Origin of the sequence: Bifidobacterium sp. W8104, assembly GCF_016100735.1 — a bacterium.
In the GTDB taxonomy this organism is placed as follows: Bacteria; Actinomycetota; Actinomycetes; order Actinomycetales; family Bifidobacteriaceae; genus Bombiscardovia; species Bombiscardovia choladohabitans.
This window is the reverse complement of record NZ_JACFRW010000001.1, coordinates 969914-994496: the sequence shown is the minus strand read 5'-3', so window position 1 is coordinate 994496 and position 24583 is coordinate 969914. Positions and strand designations below refer to the sequence as shown.

Below are 24583 nucleotides of genomic sequence, written 5' to 3'. Positions count from 1 at the left end.
GACCAACCCATGGCAATCAAACAGACGGCGGGCCACGACAGGCTCGGTCGGTTCGCACCGCAATTCGCCCACCTGAACGATGATGTGCTCTTCGGCCAGGTCTGGTCCCGCGAGGATGAGCTTTCGGCTCGGGACCGCAGCATGATCACCTGCGCAGGCCTGATGAGCATGGGGCTCTTCCCCCAGTTGAAGAGCCATATGGCCATGGCCAAGGGCAATGGCGTCACCCGCACTGAAATGGTGGCGCTGATCACCCACCTGGCCTTCTATGCGGGCTGGCCCAAAGCATGGTCGGCTTTCGACCTGGCCAAGGAGGTCTACGGCGAGGGCCGGGACACCGCTGCAACCCCATCCAAAGCCGGGACTGAGCCGGATTCAGGACCCTACCCCTTGGGGGATTCGGCCGACGGGCCCAACTTCACCGGCCATGTCTGGCTGCACCGCCTGACCGATCCGGACGCGGAATGCCCAGCCAGCAATGTGACCTTCGCACCCGGGTGTGTCAACCGTTGGCACACCCACCCGCATGGCCAGCTCCTGATTGTCACCGCCGGGCAGGGGTGGGAGCAGGAGGAGGGACATCAGCCCCGCAAGCTGGAACCCGGCGACGTGGTCTTCTGCCCGGCAGGGGTCAGACACTGGCATGGCGCCTCGGGCCGGTCATCCATGGCCCACATCGCCGTCACCCCGGCATCGAGCGGGCAGTCCCCGGTCGAATGGATGGAGTTCCCAGATCCTGACCAGGTGGCCGCCCTGGGATGACCCGCACGGCCGATCCGCACGGCCTGAACGATGAAGGTAGAGCGTGTCTTCGCCCTGCAGATATTGGGTCCGACGGATGTCTGACCGGTTCCCGCCTGCCTTTACACTGAAGACATGGCTAACAAGAAAGGCCCGACCAAGGGTTCGGGCGGCAAGCACCGCAACAAACTGCGCGGCCGGGGACCCACCCCCAAGGCCGAGGATCGCGTCTATCACAAGGCCTACAAGGCCCGGCAGGCGGCCCAGCGCAGGCAGGCGGCCGACCCACGTCTGGCAGCCCGCCGCAGGGCCGACCGATTCACCTCCGACTCCGACGACCTGGTCATCGGCCGCAACGCCGTCCTGGAAGCCCTGCGTGTAGGAGTCCCGGCCAGCCAGCTCTATCTGGCCGCCCGGATGGACCACGACGACAGGACCAGGGAGATCGTACGGCTGGCCGGGCAGGAGGGGCTCAACCTGCTGGAGGCCGACCGTCTGGAGATGAACCGCATCGCCCGGTCCAGCAATCATCAGGGCGTGGTCCTCAAGGTGCAGCCCTACCAGTACGCCTCCCTGCAGAGCCTGGTCGACAGGGCAGAAAAACACGCAGCCGCCCTGGACGGGGCCGACCAGGCGACCAAGGTCGCCGCCCGCCCCCTGTTCATCGCCCTGGACGGGGTCACCGACCCCCAGAACCTCGGGGCCGTGATCCGTTCAGCAGCGGCCTTCGGGGCCTCGGGGGTGGTTCTGCCCGAGCGGCGCAGCGCCTCGGTCACAGCCGCAGCCTGGAAGGTGTCCGCCGGAGCCGCCGCCCACCTGCCCGTGGCCCGTGTGGTCAATCTGACCAAGGCCATCCAAGGGCTCAAGGAGCGCGGCTACTACGCGGTCGGCCTGGACGGCGCAGGCAGCGCCACAGTAGGCGAGACAGGCTTCGAGACCGATCCGCTGGTGGTGGTCCTGGGCTCCGAGGGCAAGGGGCTGAGCCGCCTGGTCCGCGAAAACTGCGACGCCCTGGCTTCCATCCCCATCTCCAGCTCGGTGGAATCCCTGAACGCCTCGGTGGCGGCCGGCATCAGCCTCTACGCCGTAGCCATGGCACGCCGACGGTCCGCCAGCCAAGCCAAATAGCCCCGGGCTGGCAGCGGCAATCCAAAGACAGGCAGGCCAAGCGGCAACAGCCTGCGCGCAGCAACCAGCATGCAACAGACCCATGCCGCACAAACCAATCAATCAGCTGGAGGCCCAGACCGCATCATCCTGATCGTCCTGGTCGGCAGCCGCATCCAGGCTGCCGGGGGCATAGACCGACCTCAGCGAGCTTCGTCCGCCATTCGCATCCTCAAAGGCCGGCTGTGACGGCACCTTCCCGCCCGCCCGGTCACGGTCAGCCTGAGTTTCTGCCCCGGGCCGGCCGCCAGCATCGGCTCGGACGTTCACGCCATTGTCAGCTGTTTCATGGCCATCTGTGCCCTTGTCGGTCTGATCGCGGGTGGCTTGTTTACCCTGACCAGCCGGGGCACGGCCGCCCTGCCAGTTCATCTCGTCGTCGACCACACCGGCATCGGCCTCTTCGTTGATGGTCTTCATGTCCTCGGAGTCCAGCCGGTACTCGGGCAGGGATTCGCTGATGTAGCTCTGCACAGCCTCGGCCATGGGCACGTCGTGACCGGCCTTCTCGGCCATCAGCCAGCGGTGGGTCAGCACCTCATGGAAGAACTGGGCCGGTTCGATCTGCGAGCGGTATTCCGGCGGGATCATGCGTACGGTGGGCTCGAAAACCTCGCGCATCCAGTCGGTGGCCACAATCTCCAGATCCTCGCCCTGCCGCCAGGTGGATGCCCGGTAGGCATCCAGATCGTTGAGCAGCCGCCGGGCCTGGTTCTCCTGCACATCCAGGCCGGTCAGCCGCAGCAGCTTGCGGGAGGCGTAGCCGGCATCGACCACCCTGGGGCGCACCAGCACCCGGTTGCCGTCCTCCTCGGTCTTCATCTCCAGCTCATCCACGTCGAATCCCAGATCGTTGAGCCGGTTGACGCGGCGCTCGATCTTCCACATCTCATCCGGGTCGAAGCTGTCCACGTCCGTCAGGGCGCTCCAGAGGGAGTGATAGCGGTCCACCAGCCGGTTGCCTACGCCGACCTCGTCCACCTCGCCGGCCAGCAGGTTGCCGGAATCCAGATCCATAAGCTCGCCGATGATGTTGGTCCTGGCCAGGTCGATGTCATACTCTCGCTGGCCATCAGTCAGGCTGGGATGCAGATCGCCGGTCTCGGCATCGACCAGGAAGGCCGAGAAGGCGTCCGCATCACGCAGGAAGAGCACGTTGGACAGGGAGACATCGCCCCAGTAGAAGCCGGCCAGATGGAGCCGAACCAGAAGGACCGCCAGGGCATCAATCAGGCGCTCGGCAGTATCCGGACGCAGATTACGGGCGAAGAGGGCACGGTAGGGCAGCGAGAACTTCAGGTGCTGGGTGACCAGCATGGCCTCAAGCGGCTCGCCCTCACGGGTGTGCCGACCGGTGACCACGGCGATGGGGTTGACCGTGGGCAGCTCCAGTTTTTTCAGTTTGCGCAGAAGCTCATACTCACGCTCGGCCACACGCTGGGTGATCTCCTTCATGGCGTAGACATCGTCGCCCACGTGGACGAAGCGAACCACGTGCCGGGAGATGCCCCTGGGCAGGTTGGCCAGCAGATCCCGGGGCCAGGTGGCCAGCGGCCGCTCCCAGGGCAGGGTGAACATCCTGGGGTTGGAGCTGGTGGCCGTGATGTGCAGGGCGGCCGGCTCCTGCTCGGAGGAGGGATCGGTCGTGGTCTTTATCGAGGTGGCTTTCATGGCACGAGGGTCCAGAGAGGAGGCCGTCGCCCGGTTGATGTTCACACTAGTCATGCTTCATCCATCCCATCGCCGCCCATCCTATACGGGAAGAGCCCCGCACGGATGCGCCGCGCGGGGCTCCTGGTCACCCGGTCAACAAGGAAAGGAGATGATATCAATGATCGATACGGGCCCTGCGGCCCGGCGGGAAACCGTGGCCGAACCACAGGGTCACAGGAACGCTCAGTTCAGCCGCAGCTCGCTGGCCGGGGAGAACAGGTGCATCTTTTCAGGATCGATGTGGATCTTGACCACGTCGCCCACCTTGGGCAGGTCACGCGGGTTGACACGGATGGTGGTCAGCTTGTTCTGGTCGGACATGACGATGGCCTGTTCAGCCACGCTGTTGTCGGTCAGAATGTTGCCATAGATGTAGCCGTCGGACCCCAGATCCTCCACGTTGGCCACCTTCAGGGAGAAGGCATCCGGCTCGTCGGCACCGGCCAGAGAAGCATTCTCGGGACGGAAGCCCACGACGATCTTGCCCTGGTCCTCGGGGGTCAGCTTGTCGACGGCCTCGCGAGGCAGGCTGATGGTGTCCTCACCGATCTTGGCCTGGCCGTTGACCACGGGGTGGATGTTGATGTTCATGGAGGGCGAGCCGATGAAGCCGGCCACGAAGACGTTCTCGGGCCGATCGTAAAGCTCGGTAGGCGCACCCACCTGCTGCAGGACGCCCAGCTTAATGACGGCGATCCTGTCGCCCATGGTCAGAGCCTCGGTCTGATCGTGGGTCACGTACAGGGTGGTGACGTTGAGCTGACGCTGCAGGGCGGCGATCTGGGTACGGGTCTGGACACGCAGCTTGGCGTCCAAGTTGGACAGAGGCTCATCCATCAGGAAGACCTTGGGCTGACGCACAATAGCGCGGCCCATGGCCACACGCTGACGCTGACCACCGGACAGAGCCTTGGGCTTGCGGTCCAGGTACTCGGTCAGATCCAGCACCTCGGCGGCCTTCTCCACCCGCTGGCGAATCTCGTCCTTGGGGGTGCCGGCGATCTTCAGGGCGAAGCCCATGTTGTCGGCCACAGTCATGTGGGGGTAAAGGGCGTAGTTCTGGAAGACCATGGCGATGTCGCGGTCCTTGGGCTGCATGGTCGTCACGTCCTTGTCGCCAATCATGATGCGCCCCTTGTTGACCTCTTCCAAGCCGGCCAGCATGCGCAGGGTTGTGGACTTTCCGCAACCGGAAGGCCCAACCAGAACAAGGAATTCACCGTCTCTGATGTCCAGACTGAGGTCACTGACCGAGGGCTCATCGTTGCCCGGGTAGATACGAGTGACGTGGTCGAATACCACTTCTGCCATTGTTCATCCTTTCATCGGCAGGTACGTGCCGAACGATCCGTAGTGAAGGGTTGTTTTTCACTGTGGTTTCCGTCCCGGGGTCAACACCGACATCGGCATGGCCATGCGACGGTTTTCTATTTTGTGGTTAAGAGAAACTCTCCCTTGAGCCAGTGCCCACTATACACCAAGGTCCGAATTCGACGTGCGAACCCTCGCCTACTCAATCCTTGGACTTGTCGGAATCTTCGGAATCGCGCTCGAAGACCGTCCTGGCCACGTTGATCGCATTGATGACCCTGGGGAATCCCACGTAGGGAGCACATTGGAGTATGGCTTCGACCACGGCCGCCTTGCTCAGCCCGACATTCAAGGCGCCCTGTATGTGAACGGCCAGCTGCGGGGCCGTGTCACCCTGCGTCACCAGGCTGCCTATGGTGACCAGCTCACGCTGCTGGAGATCCAGTCCTTTCCGGGTGTATATGTCGCCAAAGGCGAATTCGACAATCCAACGGCCAAGGTCCGGCGCTATATCCTGAAGCGAATCGATGACAGCCTGGCCTCCCTTGCCGTCAATAGCGGCCAAGGCCTCGGATCCCTTTTCAAAGCGCGAAGCTTCCATGGAAGCCCCTTCTTTCTGTTGTTTTGCATATTTTCCCGCCGAGAATATTGTATCAACGCCTGTTCGCTCATTATGCCGCTGGCGGCCTCGGACGCGGCGAAACAGCCGGGGCCGCAATCAGGTGCTTTTCAACCAGTCGGGGCACAATGGAGATATGAGCGATCTTGAGGGTTTGGACCTAAGGCCGGGACGGCTGGTCGGGGGCTACACCCTGATCGAGCCCCTGGGCGGCGGCGCCATGGGGTCCGTCTGGCGTGCACGGGATGGCGGAGGCCAGGACTACGCCATGAAGATTCTGCGGGAATCCCTGGAGGAGGACCAGGTCTCGTCAGAGAGCCCTGACGAACGTGACCGTGCCTCGGCCCGTGAGCGCCTGCGACGCGAGGCTCTGGCCCTGCAGCGGATCCGTCATCCAGGAGTCTGCCGGATCGTGGATATGGAACTTGATGATGCCTTAGCATTCATCGTGACAGAGCTGATCGAGGGGCGCAACCTGCGCGACGATGTGGCGGTCAACGGCCCCTATCGTGGCGACGACCTGGAGCGGCTGGCACGCAAGCTGACCGATGCCGTCGCAGCCGTCCACCAGGCGGGCATCGTCCACAGGGACATCAAACCCACCAATGTCATGATTTCGGTCTCGGGGCCGGTGCTGGTGGACTTCGGCATCGCCATGGGTCAGGGGCAGAGCCATGTGACCAGGACCGGGCTGGTCATGGGGACCCCCGGCTTCATCGCCCCGGAGATCATCGACGGAGCCGAGGCCGATCAGGGAACCGACTGGTGGAGCACGGCCGCCGTTCTGGCCTACGCGGCCACCGGACGGGCGGTCTTCGGCGACAAACCCATGATGGCGGTCCTGGAGCGGGAGGCCTCAGGCAATGCCGACCTGTCCGGGCTACCCACCGGCACCATGAGAGCCCTGCGCTCGGCCCTCTCCCCCGACCGAGGCGCGCGTTGCACACCCCAGGAGCTCTTGGAGGCCATCAGCCGGGATGCCATGGATCCTCAGGCCTGGCAGGGGGAGCAAGACGATCAGGATACGGGCAGTCAGGAGACGATGCGCCCTTTTGGCGCCGGCTCTTCGGGGGCTGAGGGGCAGGCTGACTCGCCCACCATGGTCGTTGAACCGGCCACCATGCCCATGCCACCAATCAGACAGGCTGATCCAGACAGTCCACGGACGGCCTGGTCACGACCTCCGACCGAGAACGAAGCCGATGAACAGACGACCCTCCTGCCCGACTCGGAGCAACCCACCAGCCTCTTGAACCCCCTTCCCGCTGTCCAGGAGCAGCAGGAGCAGACCCAGACCTGGCAGGATCAACAACCCCTGGCCGACCGCCAAGATCTGCAGGCCACCACTGTTCAGGACCCGCTGCCACCGGCACAGCCCCTGCCCAGCGGATACCGCAACGAGGCGAACGCCCACTGGTTGGGAGACCAGCCCCCCGCACAGATGCGACGTCTTCGTTACTTGAAAGCCGGAACCCCCTGCCTGGTCATGCTGGGAGTTTTCCCCGCCCTGCTGACAGCCCTGGCCCCGGTCTCGGCACTGGTCGTCGCCGGAATCCTCCTGTGGGTCCTGAGCACCGCAGGATGGAGCATAAAAGCCCAGATCGAACGGGAGCTGCGCCGCAGCGGCCCTAGGCGGGGCACCGACCATCTGCTGAACGTGGCCGCCCTCCCCTGGCACCTGCTCAAGGGCCTGGCGGCCGCCCTGCTCCGCCTGCCGGGCATAATCCTTGTCCAAGCCTTGGTGGCCCTGCCGCTGACCTGGGCCGGCACCCTCACCACCGTTCGCGCAGGCCTGACCCTGGGCGAACACCTGCTGGCCCTCCCCCTCCCGGCGGCCAGGCCCCTGTCCGCCGGCGGACTGGCCATGGCCCTGGCGACGCTGGTCGGCTGGCTGTTGACGACCTTGCCCACGCAGGACCGATCAACCCCCAAGGCCGACAGTGGCAACGTGGTCCTGCGTCTGGCGGCAGGCCGTATTCCCCTGGGCCGCCAGGACCCCGAGGTGCCGGGCAGCCCCCGCCGCAGGTGGATTCTGCTCCTGATCTGGCTGCTGATCATTGCCGTCCTCCTGGCCGGGCTGATAGCCCAACCCTCCATGGACTGGGCCCCCATCCACCTCCTGCGCGCCTAAGGTCGCGCTCCACCCCAGGCGGCTACACTATGCTCAGTACGCCAAGGAAAGGATCCAGGTCATGTCCAAGGGCAAGCAGAACCGCAAGGCCGCGCTCAAGGCCCAGGAAGAGGCCCGACGGCTCCAGGAGGCCAAGGAGCGCCGCCAGCAGACCATGATCGGCGTCATCGTCACCGTGGTGCTCATCACCCTGATCGCTCTGGGCGGATTCTTGTACTGGCGCAGCCATCGCCCTGTCAAGACCCAGGACCTGGAGCAGGCTCGTCAGGCCGTCGCAAAGGTCAAGGAAAAGCCCTCGGCCGCCAATGACCAGGGCGGCTTCCTGATCAGTTCCAAGGGGCTGGGCAAGCCGGTGGCCAAGGCTCCGACCGTGGAGATCTACATGGACTTCATGTGCCCAGGCTGTGGCGCTTTGCACCGCGGGCTGGACTCCACCCTGACCGGTCTGGTGGATGCCGGACAGATCAACCTGGTCATCTACCCCATGAGCTTCATGGACCGGCTCTCCACCGACAACTATTCGACCAGGACAGGCACGGCCACCATCTACGTGGCCCAGCACGACCCCGACCATCTGCTGCCCTTCATCGCCAATCTCTACGCCAAGGACTTCCAACCGGACGAGTCCGACTACCACCCCGTCAGCAACGACAAGATCCGCCAGCAGGCCATAAAGGCCGGGGTTGATCCCAAGGTCGCCGACCAGGCGGTCAAGGGCCACTACCGGGCTTGGATCAAGGCCATGGACGCCTACACCCCCCTGCGCAAGGAGCTCTGGAATCCCAGCGGGTCCAACAAGGGGCAGATGACCACGCCCACGGTCCGCATCAACGGCAATTACTGGGAGCTGGGCAACCTGTCCCGAGCGGGCTTGGACTACAGTTCGGGCCTGCTCAAGGCTCTGGGCCTGGACCAGTCAAAGGTGGGCGTCAAGGGCGCCATGCCGGCCATCGGCGCCTCCGGCCAACCGCGCTCGCTGAGCTGAACCGGGCAGGTCGAGAGAAATTACGCGCCCAGCGTCCCCTTGGGGGCACGGTGATGGTACGATATCATTCCGTACCGCGGCCCGGAATGCTGTAATGGACCACCGGGACCGCCTCCTTAGCTCAGTTGGCCAGAGCAGCCGCCTTGTAAGCGGCAGGTCGTCAGTTCGACTCTGACAGGAGGCTCTACGCCAGGAACGAACCATTAAATCCGACTATCCGGCTTTGTCTCCGGGCAGGCTATAATAATGGACATTACCTGGATAATTGCAAATACTTCCCTCGAGTAAGTCATTTCGGAGGCTCGTTCTCCGAAGTACGAACGGAGCTTTTCCCCAACCATCTCCGTTCGTATTCGAGGACGGGAGCATTCCCCTTCATTCCCGTCCTCTTGACGTTGATCCGCCGGCCCAGGGCCCGGGTCTTGAAAAGCCGACTGACCGATGACGGCCAGGTCGGCTTTTTTATTGCCACCCGTCCGCGACAAATGTGGATGTTTGCCCGACCTTGCGAATTGTGTGGCCTCGCTCCATGCCCGCCCCGTTAGAATTGCCGGGTACAGACAAGGCAGGAACAGGGAGGCGAGCACATGGCCAGACGCTGGACACCGCGGCGTTTCGTCGTGCTCAGAAGAATCCGCGTGGTCTCTTGTGCCCTCCTGGTCGTTCTGGCCACGGTCCTGACCTTCGGCATAGCCGCGCGCAAGAGCGTGGCGCTGAGCGTCAACGGGCAGACCAGAATGGTGACCACCTACGCCTACAGCGTGGACGGTCTGCTGCGCGAGCGAGGGATTAAGGTCAAGACCCACGACCTGGTCGATTCCACTTCAGGAGGCCAGCTGCGCAACCATGCGGCGGTCACCGTGCGTTCCGCCTACCAGACCACCATCGTCATCCAGGGCCAGCGGGTGCCTTTCTGGACCACGGCCACCAGCATGGACCAGCTGCTGGGATTCTTCGAGGAGAACCGCAAGCAGGCCATGAAGGTCACCGTGGATGTGGACAACGTCTATAACCAACTGACCGGCGGTCTGGTCATCAACCAGACAGGGCCGGTCACTGTCATAGCTGACGGGAAGACCTCGGTAGCCCCTGACGGCAAGCTTCCAGCCGCCTCCATCCTGGACTCCAAGGGCATCGTGCTGGGCAAGGAGGACCGGGTCAGCGTGGAGCATGACCAGGGCACCACCGTGCTGCGGGTCCAACGGGTCACCCACGGAAACACTCAAAAAACAATCCCCATACCCTTCGCTACGAGGACCGTGGTCGACCCGAGCCTGGCGCCCGGTCAGACCCAGATGCGGCAGGCAGGCGTAGCAGGTCGACGCCTGCAGACCATCCAGGTCACCTACGTGGACGGACAGGCCGAATCGGAGCAGGTGATCAAGGAGGAGACCGTGGCCATACCGGTGGATCAGGTGGTGGCCGTCGGTCCCGACAAGCCGAAGGAGGGACAGAACAGCGGGCAGCAGTCCAAGGACACAGGCAAGGATTCCCAACAGGCGCAGAAGACGCCATCTCCGAGCCCCTCGCCCAGCAAGGATTCGCAGTCGGCAACGACACCGGCCCCTACGCCAACACAGACCAAGCCTCCGCAGACCACGCAGCCGAAACAGCCAAGCACACCAGCTCCAACCAAGCCCGAGAACAAACCAGCCCCGTCGCCAGCGCCAGCGCCGAGTCCATCTCGTGACGGTCTTTGGCATGCAGAACCCGATGTAGCCCAGGCCTACGCCGGGGGCGCCGCCGCCCAGCGCGGATGGACAGGTTCGCAATTCAATGACCTGGTGACACTCTGGAACAAGGAGTCGGAATGGTGGTGGTATAAGAAGAATCCCAACTCCGACGCCTACGGCATCCCACAATCTCTGCCGGGCTCTAAGATGGCAAAGTTTGGAGACAACTGGCGTGACGATGCCGCTGTCCAGATTGATTGGGGCCTCTGGTATATCGGCCAACAGTACGGGAATCCCAGCACGGCCTGGCACCATTGGCAGCAATATAACTGGTACTGATCCCCTAACCACACCCGCCGAGTAGCGAACCGACATGAACACTAAAACCGAGAGTGACCGCCTCCTGGGAGCAGCCGACATCCGACGCCTCGCCGACCAGATCGGCATCCACCCCACCAAACGGCTGGGGCAGAACTTCGTCATCGATCCAGGGACTGTCCGCAGGATTGTCCGTCTGGCCAAGGTGGAATCTGGCCAGCCCGTTCTGGAGGTGGGTCCTGGTCTGGGATCCCTGACTCTTGGATTGTTGGAGGCGGGCTGCCCGGTGACCGCCGACGAGATCGATCCCGTTCTGGCCCGACAGCTGCCGCAGACCGTCAGCGAGCGCATGCCGGAGAGCCTGGACCGGCTGACCGTAATCAACCGGGATGCCCTGACCCTGACCCCTCAGCTGGCAGGCGACGCGGGCACGGCCGCCGACCTGGCCATGGTGGCCAACCTGCCCTACAACGTAGCCACTCCGATCATTCTGACCCTCCTGGCCCGGTTCACCAATCTGAACCGGTTTCTGGTCATGGTCCAGAAGGAGGTGGCGGACCGACTGACGGCCGCCCCGGGTTCCAAGGTCTACGGCGTACCCAGCCTGAAGCTGGCCTGGTACGGGCATGCCGCCCAGGCTGGCAGGGTCGGGCGCCATGTCTTCTGGCCAGCCCCCAACGTGGACTCGGCCCTGGTCTCCTTCACGCGGGACAAGGATGGACACGGGCGCGGGGACGAGGGCACGAGGACCGAGGTCTTCGCCCTGATCGATGCCGCCTTTGGACAGCGCCGCAAGACCCTGCACGCCGCACTTAAGAGCCTGGTGACCGCCGAAGCCTTCCAGGCCGCAGGCATCGACCCTGCACGCCGGGGGGAAACCATGACCATCGAGGAGTTCGTCGCCCTGGAGCAAGCCCGCCGCGAGGTGGCCGCGTGAGCCCGGCAGCCAGGAGGGAGGGCGTTGCCCTTTACTGTCCCGCCAAGATCAATCTGAGACTCCGCGTCGGACCGACACGAGCCGACCTTGGAGGGCGACACCGCCTGGACACCATATACAGTGCCGTGGGAATCTGGGACAAAGTCGAACTTCGCCGGAGAGAACCAGGCAGCGGATTCCGCCTGAGTCTGGAGGGCGATCACCTGGGCGACCTGAACCGCCGTGATGCCGATCCACATGCCAACCTGGCCGTCAAGGCCCTCCTGACCATGGCCAAGGCCACCGGACACCAGCCTGATGTGGCCATCCACATCGTCAAACGGATACCGGTGGGTGCCGGACTGGCCGGCGGGTCAGCGGATGCCGCCGGAACCATGCTGGGGCTGAATCGGCTCTGGAATCTGGGGATGGCTGCCGCCGATCTGGATCGTATCGCCGCCGGGCTGGGCGCGGACCTGCCCTTCTGCCTGCATGGAGGGCTCAGCAGGGGCACGGGCTTCGGCCAGATTCTGGAACCCCTGGAACCGGATGGTCTGCAAGCCCAGCGGCTGTCCCGGGCCGGGCTGACCGGGCACCTCCTGATCGGGGCCTACGAGGACCAGCTGAGCACCGCCCAGGTATACAAGGCCTTCGATCTGATCGGACCCGGCTCCGACGACTTGAACGACCTGCAGGAGACCGCCTGTACCCTGCACCCGCGCTCGCGCCAGGCCCTGGACCTCGCCCGGCGGGCAGGCACCGGTCCGGCCTTCGTCTCCGGATCGGGCCCCTCTGTGGTGGTCATGGCCCCTCGCCCCGAGCAGGCAAGCACACTGATAAGGCTCTGGCGGGAGCAGAATGCCGTGGACAGGATCATCGAGGCTGACTCGCCAGTCCTGCCCAGGATAATCCCCCTGCGAGTCACCCATGGACAGTAGAGTAGGCAACATGACGAATCCCGAACCACTCGACGAACGCGAGGCCCGCAGGCAGTTCGTGCGACGGCGGCAGAAGATGGTCTTCACCATAGTCGTCAGCGCCCTAGTAGCCATCCTGATCATCTGCGGACTGATCATCTTCGGGTCCATCGGGCATACCGCCGAACACGCCACCATCGCCAAGCCCAACTACGGGGTCGCTGTGCCCTGCCCGCCCGACAATGCCAAGCTGGTCAACCACCCCGACATCCGCGTGCGCGTGCTCAACGGAACCAACAAGTCCGGACTGGCCACAGCCCTGGCCTCGGCCCTGCGCAATCGGGGATTCAACATGCAGGATGTGGCGGACTACCCAGGCAAGACCGAGACCGCCCGCACCCAGATACGCTTCGGAGCCTCAGCCATTGACCGCGGCTACACAGTGGGATCCCAATTCAACGATGCGGTTCTGATCATGGACGACCGCAACGACGATTTGATCGACGTGGTCATCGGGGCCACCTTTACCGATCTGGACGACGAGGACAGCAACTCTGTCGTAGGCCGCAAGATCGAAGCCATCAAGGGCTGCCAGGCCGACCCCTCCTCCATGAAGAACCTGCCCAAGGCTCCCAAGGCCTGACACCGCAGATCCGGCGTACCGCCGGATTCAACATCCACAGTCTCCCGACCAAGAGCGCCCGCCCGGAAAGGTACGACCTTGGTCAGGCTTGGTCAGCGCCTTCTCTTTGCCACCAGTCCCGCAGCTCCTGCTCGGCTGTCTGCCGGTCGACCGGGCCTTGATCCAGGCGGTAGTCCAGCATGTGCTTATAGGCGCGTCCCACCTGCGGTCCGGGCTTGAGGTCCAGAATCTGCATGATCTGTCGTCCATCCAAGTCGGGCCGGATGGCATTCAGATCCTCCTGCTGGCGCAGTTGAGCCACCCTGTCCTCCAACTCGTCCATGGCGGAGGAGAAGACCTGAGCCTTTCGCTTGTTGCGGGTGGTCGCATCGGCACGAGTCAGGCGATTGAGCCGCTCATATAGAGGTCCTGTCTCTCGGGCATAGCGGCGTACGGCCGCATCGGTCCACCGCTCATCCACGTAGCCGTGGAAACGCAGGTGCATGGAGATCAGGTCGCAGACGTCGGCGATCAGGTGGTGGTCGAAGCGCAGGGCCTTGAGGCGCTTGCGGGCCAACCGGGCTCCGACTGCATCATGGTGATGGAAGCTGACCTTACCACCGGGCTCAAAGCGTCTGGTGGCGGGCTTGCCGATGTCGTGCAGCAGAGCGGCAAGGCGCAGGGTCAGGTCCGGGGCGGGTACCGGTCCGTCAGGTCCTGTCTCCAGGGCGATGGCCCGGTCCACCACCATCAGGGTGTGCTCGAAGACATCCTTGTGCCGGTGATGCTCGTCTATCTCCAGCTGCAGAGCCGGCACCTCGGGCAGAACGATGTCAGCCAGGCCGGACTGCACCAGAGCCTCAATGCCCTGGACGGGGTGGTCGGACAGCATGAGCTTGGTCAGCTCGTCGCGAATCCGCTCGGCCGAGACGATGTTGATTCGATCGGTCATGCGGGTGATGGCCTCTGCGGTCTCCGGGGCGATGGTGAATCCCAGCTGGGCCACGAATCGCACGGCCCGCATCATCCGCAGGGGGTCGTCGTCGAAGGACTGGCGGGGATCCACCGGGGTCCGCAGCACCTGCTTGGCCAGGTCATTGGCCCCCCGGTAGGGGTCTACGAACACCAGGTCGGGCACCCGCAGGGCCATGGCATTGACAGTGAAGTCGCGCCGTGAAAGGTCGCCCTCAAGATTGTCCCCATAGTCCACCTCGGGCTTGCGGGAGTCCGGATCATAGGTGTCTCGCCGGTAGGTGGTCACCTCCACCTTGACCTCGGTGCCGTCAGGACGCCGCCGCAGCGCGCCCAGGGTGCCGAATTTGCGCCCCATGTCCCAGAAGCCCGACCCCCAGTGACGCAGGATGGGCTCGAACTGCTCGGGCCTGGCCGAGGTGCAGAAGTCCAGGTCGTGGGAGGGCCGGTGCAGGAGCAGATCGCGTACAGGACCCCCTACCAACGCCAGTTCAAATCCCTGCTCGGCGAAGAGGCGCCCGAGCTCGATGGCCTCCGGCCAGACTTGGAAATCCACGCTCACCCTTTCCTACGGAGTTGATGCGCCTACTAGCATACCGTTACCCCACCTGCACATTACCTTACGTAAAGTTGGAGTATGATTACGCCCGCGGACATGGCGCGCATGCTTGCACATAGCGCCGATTCTGCGGATACCCATGCCCGCGACCAGCAGAGTCGGGGCCACCTGGTGGAGACTGTAAGCGAACGTCTGGATCCGCAGATCCGCGAGCGCATACAGACCGAGGATGACGCTCCCACACCTGCCCTCATGCCCCGGCACAAGCATGCCTCGGGACCTTCGACCTTTGCCTCCCTGGATGCCCAGGAGCTGCCGGTGGTGCGCGAATATTCGGCGGGTGGGCTGATTTTTGACCGGTATGACCGGGTGGCCATCATCGCCCGGCACTCCCGCTCTGGCCACCTGGAATGGTGCCTGCCCAAGGGGCATATCGAGAAGGGGGAAACACCCGAGCAGACTGCGGTGCGCGAGGTCCACGAGGAGACGGGGATACTGGGTAGGGTGACCGACTCCATCGCCACCATCGACTACTGGTTCACCGGGACCAATCAGCGGGTCCACAAGCTGGTCCATCATTTCGTCCTGCGGATGATCGGCGGATCCCTGAGCGTGGAGGGCGACCCCGATCATGAGGCCGAAGATGCCATCTGGGTGGACTTCTCAGACCTGACCTCAGTGCTCAGTTACCCCAATGAACGTAAAATAGCCTGGCTCTACGCAAGGAAGTACAAAAAACAGCCATGATCCAGACCTCCCTGCGCCCGAGCGGGCGCACCAGCCAGCACATTCATGCCTTCAATCGGTGGACCCGGTGGACCCGAGTCCTGCTGGCGACCATCCTTCTGCTGGCCCTGGTGATGACTCCCTGGCATCCGACACCAGCCCTGGCTGCCACCAGTCATCAGAGCTCAGCCGAGGTAGCCCTGCGCTGGTCGACGCCAGTGGTGACCGACCAGTCCGGCTACGCCCTGCGCGCTGCGGTGACCAACACCGCGAACCAACCCATGGAGAATGCCCATCTGAGCGTGTCCACCAGCGCCCTCTACTCCTTCAGTTCACGGGCCGACATGCAGACCTGGTCCGAAGGCCACGCCCGCATTCCCACCCCGGATGTGCTGGGTACGCAGACAGTACCGACGATTCCGGCCGGGCAGAGCACCGAGGTCGCAGTCAACGTACCGGCTGATCAAGACGCGATCAAGAAGATGACCAGCTGGGGGCCCAAGCCCGTCCGGCTCTCCCTAAGCGACGATCAGGGCCGGATCCTGGGCGACGTATTCACCTTTCTTACGCGGACCTGGGATGGCCTGCCCACTGCAGGCACCCCCGCCCTGTCCCTGACCATGGTCCTGCCGCTGACCTCCTCGGACTGGAACATTGACGACAAGGCCATGACGGCGCTAATGACCCAGTCCAATGCCGAATCCGCGTCAGGCCCGGGCAACGATAAAAACCGGAGCGTGACACTGACCCGCCAGGGGACCCGCCGCCAGGAGGACCAGAGCCAGCTGCTGTCCAAACACGGGTCCCTGCAAGCCCTGGGCGACCCGGTCTACCTGTCCGCCTTCGCCAACCGTCCCCAGATACAAGGGCTGATTCAGCCGGCCGACTTCGACATCACCGGGTATGCATCCCAGAACCAGGACCGTTACGCCCAGGCTGGAGTCACCCCCGACTCCTGGAGCGCCCAGACCGCGGCCAAGCTCTATGCTGACACAGCGCCTGGCGCGTACGCCTGGCAGGGCCGACAGGAGTGGACCATGGAGTCCATCGCTGCGGCCCGCCGTGCCGGATATCAGACGGTCATCGCCCCCCAGGGCTTCGAGGTCGGCGCCGGCACCTCCGCCCACACCGGCAAGTACACCATCGAGACCAAGGCCGGAAAGGTAACCGTCCTGTCGGCCCAGCGCGAACTCAGCAACCTGGCCAGAGGTCACCCAAGCTCCACACGTGCCACCGGTGAGCAGACCCAGGCCGGGCAGACGGCCCGGTTCATAGCCCAGAGCGCCTTCTATCAGATGGAACAACCCTACGCCGAACGCTCCCTCCTGGTCTGCTTCGACGCCGATCAGGACACCCAACAGGCGGACCGGATCATGACCGAACTGGAGCATGCCCCATGGATCAACCTGGTCTCCATGGACAACCTGATGCAGGCGCCCGACTTCACCGGCGGATCTTCGGGTCTGCTCAAGGCCCTGGAGCTCGGCAACGCCAAGGGCAGCGCCAAACACGGCGATGGCCCGACAGGCACCCTGGACTCCCTGATCGCCAGCCGTGCTGACATCGACCGATTCGCCACCTCCATCCTGGCTGACGACAAGCAGGATTCCCAACCCACCGACAGCGCCTCAGCAGGCAAGACCGACAGCCAGGCCCTGGCCCGCCAGGATGCCGACACCACCGCCCGCCAGCCCAAGAATCCGCATCAGTGGCTGAACCAGCTGACCGCCGCCCACGACGATCTGGCTCTGAAATCCCTGGGCGGAACCGCAGCCGCCTCTGGTCTGGCCGATCAGGCCGAGGCCATATCCCACCGGCTCTTGGACGGCATCAGCATCACACCCAGCGAGTCTTTGAACGTCGTCAGCGAGACGGCCTCCATGCCCGTCACCGTCAGCAACAGCCACCCCTATCCCGTCCACGCCCGCATCAGCGCCCGAACCGATTCCATGGAGATCGTCACCTCCCGTATGGCGGAGGCGGTCATTCCCGCCCGGTCCGAGGCCCAGGTGACCTTCAAGGTCAGAGTGGCCGCAGCCGGCAGAGCCAACGTGGACATCGGCCTGCTGGACAGCCAGGGTCGTCCCTTCGGCCAGGTGCGCCGGGCTCAGATCACCAGCAATCTGCGATTGAGTGACATGAGCGGCCTGATCATCATTGTCATCGCCGTGCTCCTGGGACTCCTGGGGCTCTGGCGGCAGTTCCACCGTACGAAGGACCCGGACGAATGAGCTCCGTAGGGCGCAATTCCGCCATCATGGCCACGGGCACCGCGGCCTCCCGCGTGACCGGGCAGATCCGCACCATCCTGCTGGCAGCCGCCATAGGGACCACCGGAATCGCGGCCGACGCCTACCAGACCGGCGCCATGATTCCTCAGGTCATGTTCACCCTGATCTCGGGCGGCATCTTCAACGCCGTCCTGGTCCCGCAGATCGTGCGCACCCTCAAGGAGCGGGACGCAGCAGACCGGCTGAACAAGCTGATCACGGTCGCCATGGTCCTCCTGGCCCTGCTGACCCTGCTGCTGATGCTGGGCACTCCGGTGCTGACCACCATCTATCTGAACTCCAAGTGGAACCCGGCACAGCGGGCCCTGGCCAACTCCTTCACGCTCTGGTGCATGCCCCAGGTCTTCTTCTACGGGCTCTACACGGTCCTGGGGCAGATCCTGGCCGCCAAGGGCCGGTTCACCGCATACGCCTGGAGCTCGGTGGGTGCCAACGTTATCAGCTGCCTGGGCTTCCTGGCCTTCATCTTCCTGTTCGGCAACGCCCGCAATCAGCCGGTCGGCTTCTGGGACAACGGCAAGGTGGCCCTGACCGCCGGAGCCTGGACCCTGGGGGTGGCCTTCCAGGCGCTGGTCCTCTTTATCCCCTTGATCATGAGCGGCTTCCGCTATCGTCCTCGCTGGGGCCTGCGCGGAATCGGCCTGCGATCCATGGGCTCGGTGGCGGCCTGGAGCATGTGCGTGGTCGTCATCAACCAGCTGGCCAACGTAGTCAATGCCCGCGTCAACAACGGCGCCCCCCTGGAGGGCAACCCGTTTGACATCGCCGGCAACGGCTCCTATCAGAACGCCTACACCATCTTCATCCTGCCCTACTCGCTGGTGGCCGTCTCGGTCAGCACGGCCCTCTTCCCCAAGCTGTCCAAGGCGGTTTCCGACGGCCGCATCGGGGATGCCCGCAATGATCTGAGCCAGGCCCTGCGCAACGTCGGACTGGTCATGTTCTTCTTCGCCGCAGTCCTGTTGGCCATTCCAGTGCCCATCACCCGAGCCCTGCTGCCCTCGGTAAGCGTCCACGAGTCTGTCCTTATCTCAGGACCGCTGATAACGCTTTCCCTGGGGCTGGTTCCCACGAGCGCCTTCCTGCTCATTCAGCGCACCTTCTACGCCTTCGAGGATGGCCGGCATCCTTTCATCTTCGCGGCCGTCTCCAACACCATCCAGGTGGCAGTGCTTCTGGTATCCATACGCCTGTTGCCTCCCCGTTACTGGGCGGCGATGGTAGGACTGAGCCTGTCCCTGAGCAGCCTCCTCAGCTTCCCTGTCCTGGCTCACATGCTGCGCAGCCCCTTCCAGGGAAATCTGGACGAGCGGCGGATTCTTATCACCTACGCCAAGGCTTTCCTGGCTGCGGGATTGGCCCTGGCGGCCGCCCTGACGGTCAAAACCCCGGTGACCCATCTGGTCGGAGCCTGGATTCAGGGTCGGCAGGGTCACATGAGCTGGGTGCAGGCGCTCTTCATCTGCGTGGTCATCACCCTGTTGACGGCGGTCATCTATGTTGTGACCCTGGTAGCCCTGCGCACGGAGGAATTCATCCAGCTCCTGGTTGATCTGGCCCGCCGGCTGGGCAGGACAGCCCGGCACCCCGTCCGCAGCCTGGACGCACTGCAGGAGCGACCCTCCCGGCTGGCCGACCGCTCGGTCAGGGTGGTGCACTCCTCCTCCCCCGACTCCGCTCTGCCCGGCATGGACGCAGCGCTGGAGAACTTCGAAGAGGCCCGCGAGTCCGACGCTGATGGAGAATCCGCGATAGCCGGACCTCCACCGGCTCCCCCGACCCCGCAACCCGTTAGGATTGTACCTAGGAACAGCAAGGTCCACCACGGTGTCGCCGACTACAGGCGGCGCCCCACTTCTGATGAGAGCTCGGCAACTATGAACGCGCATATCGGAGACACCATCCTCGGCAGATACACCCTGGTCACCCTGCTCCGCCGCGCGAACGGTCTGAGCGCCTGGCGGGCCAAGGACAAGGTCCTGGACAGGGATTGCCAGCTCTTCATCGCGGGGGATTCCACCTGCATGGACCGGATCAACATCAACGCCTCAAGCCTGGCGCTGAGCAAGGATCGCCGTTTCACCCCGGTCTATCAGCTGCACACTCGTGACAAGGTCTCCCTAATCGTCACCGCTCCCGATGCCGGCATGTCCCTGAAGGACTACATGCACGGACCCGCCGGGGAAACGCTCAGCGACCGGGCCATCGGCACCATCATGGGAGAGGTCACGGAGGCCATGCGGACCCTGCATGCCGCAGGCATGGTCGACTATGCGGTCTCCACGAGCACCATCAGACTGGCCCCGGCCTCGATCACCCTGGCAGATGCACCCATATCGCCTATGCTCGAGCACCCGTCAGTCTCAACTGAGACGGGGTTGACGAACGAGGAGTATGCCATACGGGAGCTGGCCGGTGTGCTCTATGCCATGCTGACGCGCCGACCCGACCAGGACGGACGGCAGCCCAGTCTGCAGGAGCTGCCCAAGCAGGCCCCGGAAGAGTTCAAAATCATCTGCATGCGCGGGCTGGGCCTGGCGAATGAGCAGGGAACCGTGCCGGTTCCGCTGGTCACCCTGGCGGAGCTCTCGGCCCTGCTCAGCCCCTGGGTCCCGCCCGAGGAGCTGACCGACAGCGATCTGATCTGGCCCGGACTGGACGGCCGTGCCTCCATCGAGTCCGTCGCCCTGCGTCCAGTGGACCCCAAGAACGTACTCCCGCTTCCCGAGGGGCTGACCTCCTCGGCCCTGCCTGCCAGGCAGACCGTATCCCACCATGAGCCGCACTGGAAGACCAACCAACTGCTCTTCCCCGGCCGCAGCGAGATCGAAATGCTCAATCCGGAGGATACGGATACCGACCTCTTCTCGCTCTTTGACGAGCGCCAGCGGCTGCGTTCGCTGAACAGCTCCTCCCGCAAGACCGCAGCCATGGATGTGAGCGCACTCAGAGCTACGGCGGCCAGACCCGCAGCCGTGAATGAGGAAGAGTCCAAGGCTGTGACCGGACGGATGCCGACCGTCAAAGACGATCAGCGCAAACCGTCCGAGGCTCTCAGCGGCAACGGCGTGACTGCCAACAACCCCGTGGAGCGAGGCTTCTCCCAGTGGGACTTCCACAAGTCCAGCGGCCAGGAGAATGGTGCGGCGAACGGCAGCAGCCAGGCCGCCAAGGCAACATCCAACCTGAGCGCTCCACAAGGCAACATCGATTCGCGTGCGCGCCAAACAGGAGCTGAGGCCGCCGAACCTCTTGTCGGAGGCAGTGGAGAACCTGCAGCCCGGAATGAACACTCCTCTTCCGCCGCTGCTTCGGACAAGACCAAGGCGCCCGGCAAGGCACCTGACCAGACAGCCCGATCCTCCAAGAGCCCTGATTTCGACGAGGAGGAGCAGCAGACCACAGTCATGGAGCCGCTGCCCCCCAGCTTCACGCCTGAAATCCACTCCATGCCTGTGCCGGTGACTTACTCGGTACTTCCCGACGATGAGCAGGATAAGGATCTGGACGACGAGGCCGATATGGCTGACACCCGTCTGTTCGGCCGCTTCACGACTCGCTCGGTGGTCATCGCCATAGCGGCTGTAATCGTTGTGGTGGCCCTGGTCTGGGCCCTCTCGACCATTACCGGATCCCGATCCAAGGTCGGCAAAAGTGAGGGTGGCTGGCCGGTCATGTCCAACGTGCCCTTCCCCGGCAAGACCAATGGGGACGAGGAGGCATCCCCCTCCAGCAATGGCAATGGCGATGACAACGATCAGGCTCAGGCTGGCGCGGATGCTGATGCAGACAAGGTCAGCCACGCTGACAAGGAGGCCGGCAAGGTTCCCGATCCGCCCAAGCCCAAGAACACTACGGCCTACAAGACCAGCCGCCAGCTCTTCCTCAACAAGCCTGCCGGCCTGCAGGGCTATGGATGGTATATGCACCTGACCCAACCGGAAGAGGTCTCCCGCCTGACCATCGTCGCGCCTCAGAGCGGCGGTCATGCCCAGATCTATGCGAATTCCACGGCGGCTCAGCCCAACCAGGGGCAGCCTCTGGCCGACTTCAGCTTCGATGCCTCGGGCACCACCCAGGTCACCCTGCGCGAGGCGGTGACGACTCAGGACCTGGTCGTCTGGGTGCCCATGGACGGCATGCCGGGAAACAGCCTGCGCTTCACTTCAGTTCAGGCTTTCTGAGCATGACTGTGGGTCGACGGCAACAAAGGCGAATCATCCTGACATCGACCCATAGACCATCTGTCGGCCGCAAATTGCCTGCAAGCCCCATGGACCCCATCAGCAGACATGACCGCCCACCCATCCACATGCCGATACTATGGGTGTACCGAAATGGTAATGTGTTGGATTTTTCCTCCTATATAGCGCCTACAGGTAATACAGTTTCCTTAGACAACGGCGGCAGGAAGGCGGAAGTCAGTTATGGCGGATGATCCCAATATCGCGTCCAAGGTCATCAAGAACGATCCTTGGTACAGCTCCTATGCAACTCGAGCCGAGCAGATGCGCGCCTCCGAGATCCGTGCCCTCTTCGCCGTGGCCAACCGGCCCGAGGTGGTCTCCCTGGCGGGTGGCATGCCCTACCTGGGGCGGATGCCCTTCGACAAGTTGGCCGACCAGCTTGGCGACATGCTGCGGAGCAAGGGCCAGGTGGCCTGGCAGTATGGATCGGCACAGGGCGATCCCCACCTGCGCGAAGACGTGCTGCCCATTATGGAGCTGGAAGGCATCAAGGACGTCCAGCCGGATGATGTGGTCATCGTCAACGGTTCCCAATCGGGACTGGACCTGATTACCAGAATCATGTGCGACCCCGGCGATGTAGTGCTGGCTGAGGCGCCCAACTATGTAGGTGCCCTGGGCGTCTTCCAATCCTTCCAGGTCGATGTGGTCAACGTGGCCATGGACGGCGACGGGCTGATCCCCGAGGCTCTGGAGGAGACCATTCTGGAGCAGCGCCGCCAGGGCAAGGCGGTCAAGTTCCTCTACACCGTGCCTAACTTCCACAATCCTGCCGGCGCCACCATGAGCGTCGAGCGGAGGCCGCGAATCATCGAAATCGCCCGAAAGTACCATGTGCTCATTGTGGAGGACAATCCTTATGGACTGCTGGCCTTCGACGGCCAGACCTATCCGGCCCTGCGCTCTTACGACTCCGAGGGCATTGTCTACCTGAGTAGCTTCTCCAAGATCATCGCTCCGGGTATGCGCGTGGCCTGGATGGTTGCACCTCCTGGCATCCGACAGAAGCTGGTTCTGGCCAACGAGTCAGCCATCCTTTGTCCTTCCAACATGAGCCAGATGACTATCACCACCTATCTGGACAACTTCGACTGGAAGTCACAGATCAACGACTACCGGGGGATGTACAAGGAACGCTGCGATGCCATGGACGAGGCTTTGAAGGAATACCTGCCCTACTGTTCATGGCTCAAGCCCAAGGGTGGCTTCTATATCTGGCTGCAGATACCCCAGGGGCTCAACGCCAAGGACATGCTGCCCAGGGCGATCACCGCCAAGGTGGCTTACGTGTCAGGCACAGCCTTCTACGATAACGGGGAGGGTGCGGACCATATGCGCCTGTCCTTCTGTTACCCCACTCCCGATCGGATCCGAGAGGGAATACGCAGACTGTCCACGGTCATCGAGAACGAACTCGCCACCGTCCGGCTGTTCGAGCCCGACAGCGGCAAGGAAAGGGGCTGAATCATGGCGGCCAAGCACAGCAAGACACCACGGCAGCAGACCGGCGGCAAAACCCCGGCAACCGGCAAGGCCAAGACAACCGCGAGTGCGACGGCGACCACAGTCGCCGGCCCGGATACCACTGCGGCCGCAGCTGCTGGCGAAGTGGCCAAAAGAGCCAGGCGGACCTCGCATCGCTCCACTCGTGAGGCCACGCCGTTCACCATGGACGATATCATCTCCCTGGCGAGCAAGGCCACCAAGCGTGCCGATAAATCCCTCCTGGTTATCTGCGGTGGCCTCAGCCATGAGCGTGATGTCTCCATCAGCTCAGGGCATCGAGTCCAGGGATTCCTGGAGGAGGCCGGATGGACGGTCCATGTCCACGACATGGATGGCTCGCTCCTGCCCTACCTGACCGATGAGAAGACCCGCCCTGATCTGGTCTGGCCCCTGCTGCACGGTGCCAACGGCGAAGATGGTTCGATTCGTGATGTCTTGGAGATGGCGGAACTGCCTTACATCGGATCCCGGGCCAAGGCCTCCCGGACCGCCTGGAGCAAGCCCATCGCCAAGAACGTCGTCCGCATGGCCGGATTGCGCACTCCGCATTCCGTGACCTTGCCCGAGTCCATGTTCCGCGAGCTGGGAGTCGAACCCGTCATTGATATGCTCCTAGGTTCGCTGGGACTCCCGCTCTTCATCAAGCCCACCATGGGCGGCTCAGCCATGGGTTGCACCATGGTGACGGAACAGAGTCAGCTCACTCAGGCCTTGATTAACTGCTTCGCCTACGGTGATGTGGCCCTGATTGAACAGGCCGTCACAGGCACCGAGGTCTCCGTGTCCATCCTCGAATTTGACGGACACCCCCTGGTTCTGCCTCCGCTGGAGATCTGGACCCCCTCAGGCACCTACGACTTCGAGGCTCGCTCCACACCCGGCCCGACGGAGTTCTACGTTCCAGCCCGACTGGATGCCAAGGCCACACAGGCTGTGAGCGATGCCGCGCTGACTGCCCACCGGGCTCTGGGGCTCCGCGACATCTCACGCACCGACTTCATCGTTGATGCCCAAGGACAGCCACAATTCCTGGAGTCCAACGTGGCGCCCGGCATGACGGACACCTCGCTTCTGCCACAATCAGCCTTGGCTGCCGGCTACAACCTACCGGAGCTATACACTGCATTGGTTCAATCTGTTTTGAATCAAAAGCGGACCAACTGAAGCTT

The 24583-nt window shown here is 63.7% G+C and carries 16 protein-coding genes, 1 tRNA gene and 1 pseudogene; 14 read left to right on the top strand and 4 right to left on the bottom strand.

Annotation, left to right across the window (positions count from 1 at the left end; translation table 11 throughout):
* Nucleotides 1-9 precede the first annotated feature (9 nt).
* Nucleotides 10-762 (top strand): carboxymuconolactone decarboxylase family protein, encoded by a 753-nt coding sequence (locus H3U89_RS03725; RefSeq protein ID WP_198178447.1) that lies wholly within the window; start codon nucleotides 10-12, stop codon nucleotides 760-762.
* A gap of 114 nt (nucleotides 763-876) precedes the next feature.
* Nucleotides 877-1869, top strand: coding sequence for a 23S rRNA (guanosine(2251)-2'-O)-methyltransferase RlmB (rlmB, locus tag H3U89_RS03720; protein ID WP_198178448.1), 993 nt, complete (start codon nucleotides 877-879; stop codon nucleotides 1867-1869).
* 402 nt (nucleotides 1870-2271) lie between these two features.
* Here the strand turns inward: rlmB and H3U89_RS03715 are convergent.
* The 3 genes and pseudogenes from H3U89_RS03715 to H3U89_RS03705 all read right to left on the bottom strand — a co-directional run.
* Nucleotides 2272-3633, bottom strand: a pseudogene (locus H3U89_RS03715) (DUF4032 domain-containing protein); the annotation flags it as partial.
* Nucleotides 3634-3804: 171 nt separating this feature from the next.
* Entirely contained in the window at nucleotides 3805-4932 is a 1128-nt protein-coding gene (locus H3U89_RS03710) for an ABC transporter ATP-binding protein (protein WP_045935944.1), read from the bottom strand.
* Nucleotides 4933-5134: 202 nt separating this feature from the next.
* The gene (locus tag H3U89_RS03705) at nucleotides 5135-5533 is read right to left on the bottom strand and encodes a carboxymuconolactone decarboxylase family protein (RefSeq protein ID WP_198178450.1); all 399 of its coding nucleotides are present in this window, start codon (nucleotides 5531-5533) and stop codon (nucleotides 5135-5137) included.
* Between the two features lie 154 nt (nucleotides 5534-5687).
* Between H3U89_RS03705 and H3U89_RS03700 the strand changes: the two genes are divergently transcribed.
* The 7 genes from H3U89_RS03700 to H3U89_RS03670 all read left to right on the top strand — a co-directional run bounded on the left by H3U89_RS03700 (nucleotide 5688) and on the right by H3U89_RS03670 (nucleotide 13134).
* On the top strand, nucleotides 5688-7682 hold the full coding sequence (locus H3U89_RS03700; protein WP_198178451.1) for a serine/threonine-protein kinase: 1995 nt from the start codon (nucleotides 5688-5690) through the stop codon (nucleotides 7680-7682).
* Between the two features lie 61 nt (nucleotides 7683-7743).
* On the top strand, nucleotides 7744-8667 hold the full coding sequence (locus H3U89_RS03695) for a DsbA family protein (protein ID WP_198178452.1): 924 nt from the start codon (nucleotides 7744-7746) through the stop codon (nucleotides 8665-8667).
* Nucleotides 8668-8777: 110 nt separating this feature from the next.
* Nucleotides 8778-8851: transfer RNA gene (locus H3U89_RS03690), tRNA-Thr, on the top strand.
* A gap of 403 nt (nucleotides 8852-9254) precedes the next feature.
* A complete protein-coding gene (locus H3U89_RS03685; protein ID WP_198178453.1) occupies nucleotides 9255-10679 on the top strand; it encodes a G5 domain-containing protein in 1425 nt (474 codons plus the stop codon).
* A gap of 34 nt (nucleotides 10680-10713) precedes the next feature.
* Nucleotides 10714-11595 (top strand): 16S rRNA (adenine(1518)-N(6)/adenine(1519)-N(6))-dimethyltransferase RsmA, encoded by an 882-nt coding sequence (gene rsmA, locus H3U89_RS03680; RefSeq protein WP_198178454.1) that lies wholly within the window; start codon nucleotides 10714-10716, stop codon nucleotides 11593-11595.
* Nucleotides 11592-12512: a 4-(cytidine 5'-diphospho)-2-C-methyl-D-erythritol kinase gene (locus H3U89_RS03675; protein ID WP_198178455.1), complete on the top strand. Its 921-nt coding sequence runs from the start codon at nucleotides 11592-11594 to the stop codon at nucleotides 12510-12512. Before rsmA ends, H3U89_RS03675 begins: the two co-directional genes overlap by 4 nt.
* Before the next feature lie 10 nt (nucleotides 12513-12522).
* Nucleotides 12523-13134, top strand: coding sequence for a LytR C-terminal domain-containing protein (locus tag H3U89_RS03670; protein ID WP_198177095.1), 612 nt, complete (start codon nucleotides 12523-12525; stop codon nucleotides 13132-13134).
* An 82-nt stretch (nucleotides 13135-13216) separates the two neighbouring features.
* On the opposite strand, the gene H3U89_RS03665 is transcribed toward H3U89_RS03670, so the two are convergent.
* A complete protein-coding gene (locus H3U89_RS03665) occupies nucleotides 13217-14641 on the bottom strand; it encodes a CCA tRNA nucleotidyltransferase (RefSeq protein WP_198178456.1) in 1425 nt (474 codons plus the stop codon).
* A 108-nt stretch (nucleotides 14642-14749) separates the two neighbouring features.
* Here H3U89_RS03665 and H3U89_RS03660 point away from each other — a divergent pair, with 108 nt between their 5' ends.
* The 5 genes from H3U89_RS03660 (at nucleotide 14750) to H3U89_RS03640 (ending at nucleotide 24578) form a co-directional block, all read left to right on the top strand.
* Nucleotides 14750-15391 (top strand): NUDIX hydrolase, encoded by a 642-nt coding sequence (locus tag H3U89_RS03660; RefSeq protein WP_415873541.1) that lies wholly within the window; start codon nucleotides 14750-14752, stop codon nucleotides 15389-15391.
* Nucleotides 15388-17601 carry a DUF6049 family protein gene (locus tag H3U89_RS03655; protein ID WP_198178458.1) on the top strand — a complete coding sequence of 738 codons (2214 nt, stop codon included), beginning with the start codon at nucleotides 15388-15390 and terminating at the stop codon, nucleotides 17599-17601. Before H3U89_RS03660 ends, H3U89_RS03655 begins: the two co-directional genes overlap by 4 nt.
* Nucleotides 17598-21845, top strand: coding sequence for a murein biosynthesis integral membrane protein MurJ (locus tag H3U89_RS03650; RefSeq protein ID WP_198178459.1), 4248 nt, complete (start codon nucleotides 17598-17600; stop codon nucleotides 21843-21845). Before H3U89_RS03655 ends, H3U89_RS03650 begins: the two co-directional genes overlap by 4 nt.
* Before the next feature lie 243 nt (nucleotides 21846-22088).
* Nucleotides 22089-23372 (top strand): aminotransferase-like domain-containing protein, encoded by a 1284-nt coding sequence (locus tag H3U89_RS03645; protein ID WP_198177090.1) that lies wholly within the window; start codon nucleotides 22089-22091, stop codon nucleotides 23370-23372.
* 3 nt (nucleotides 23373-23375) lie between these two features.
* Nucleotides 23376-24578 carry a D-alanine--D-alanine ligase family protein gene (locus tag H3U89_RS03640; RefSeq protein WP_198178460.1) on the top strand — a complete coding sequence of 401 codons (1203 nt, stop codon included), beginning with the start codon at nucleotides 23376-23378 and terminating at the stop codon, nucleotides 24576-24578.
* The last annotated feature ends 5 nt before the right edge of the window (nucleotides 24579-24583 follow it).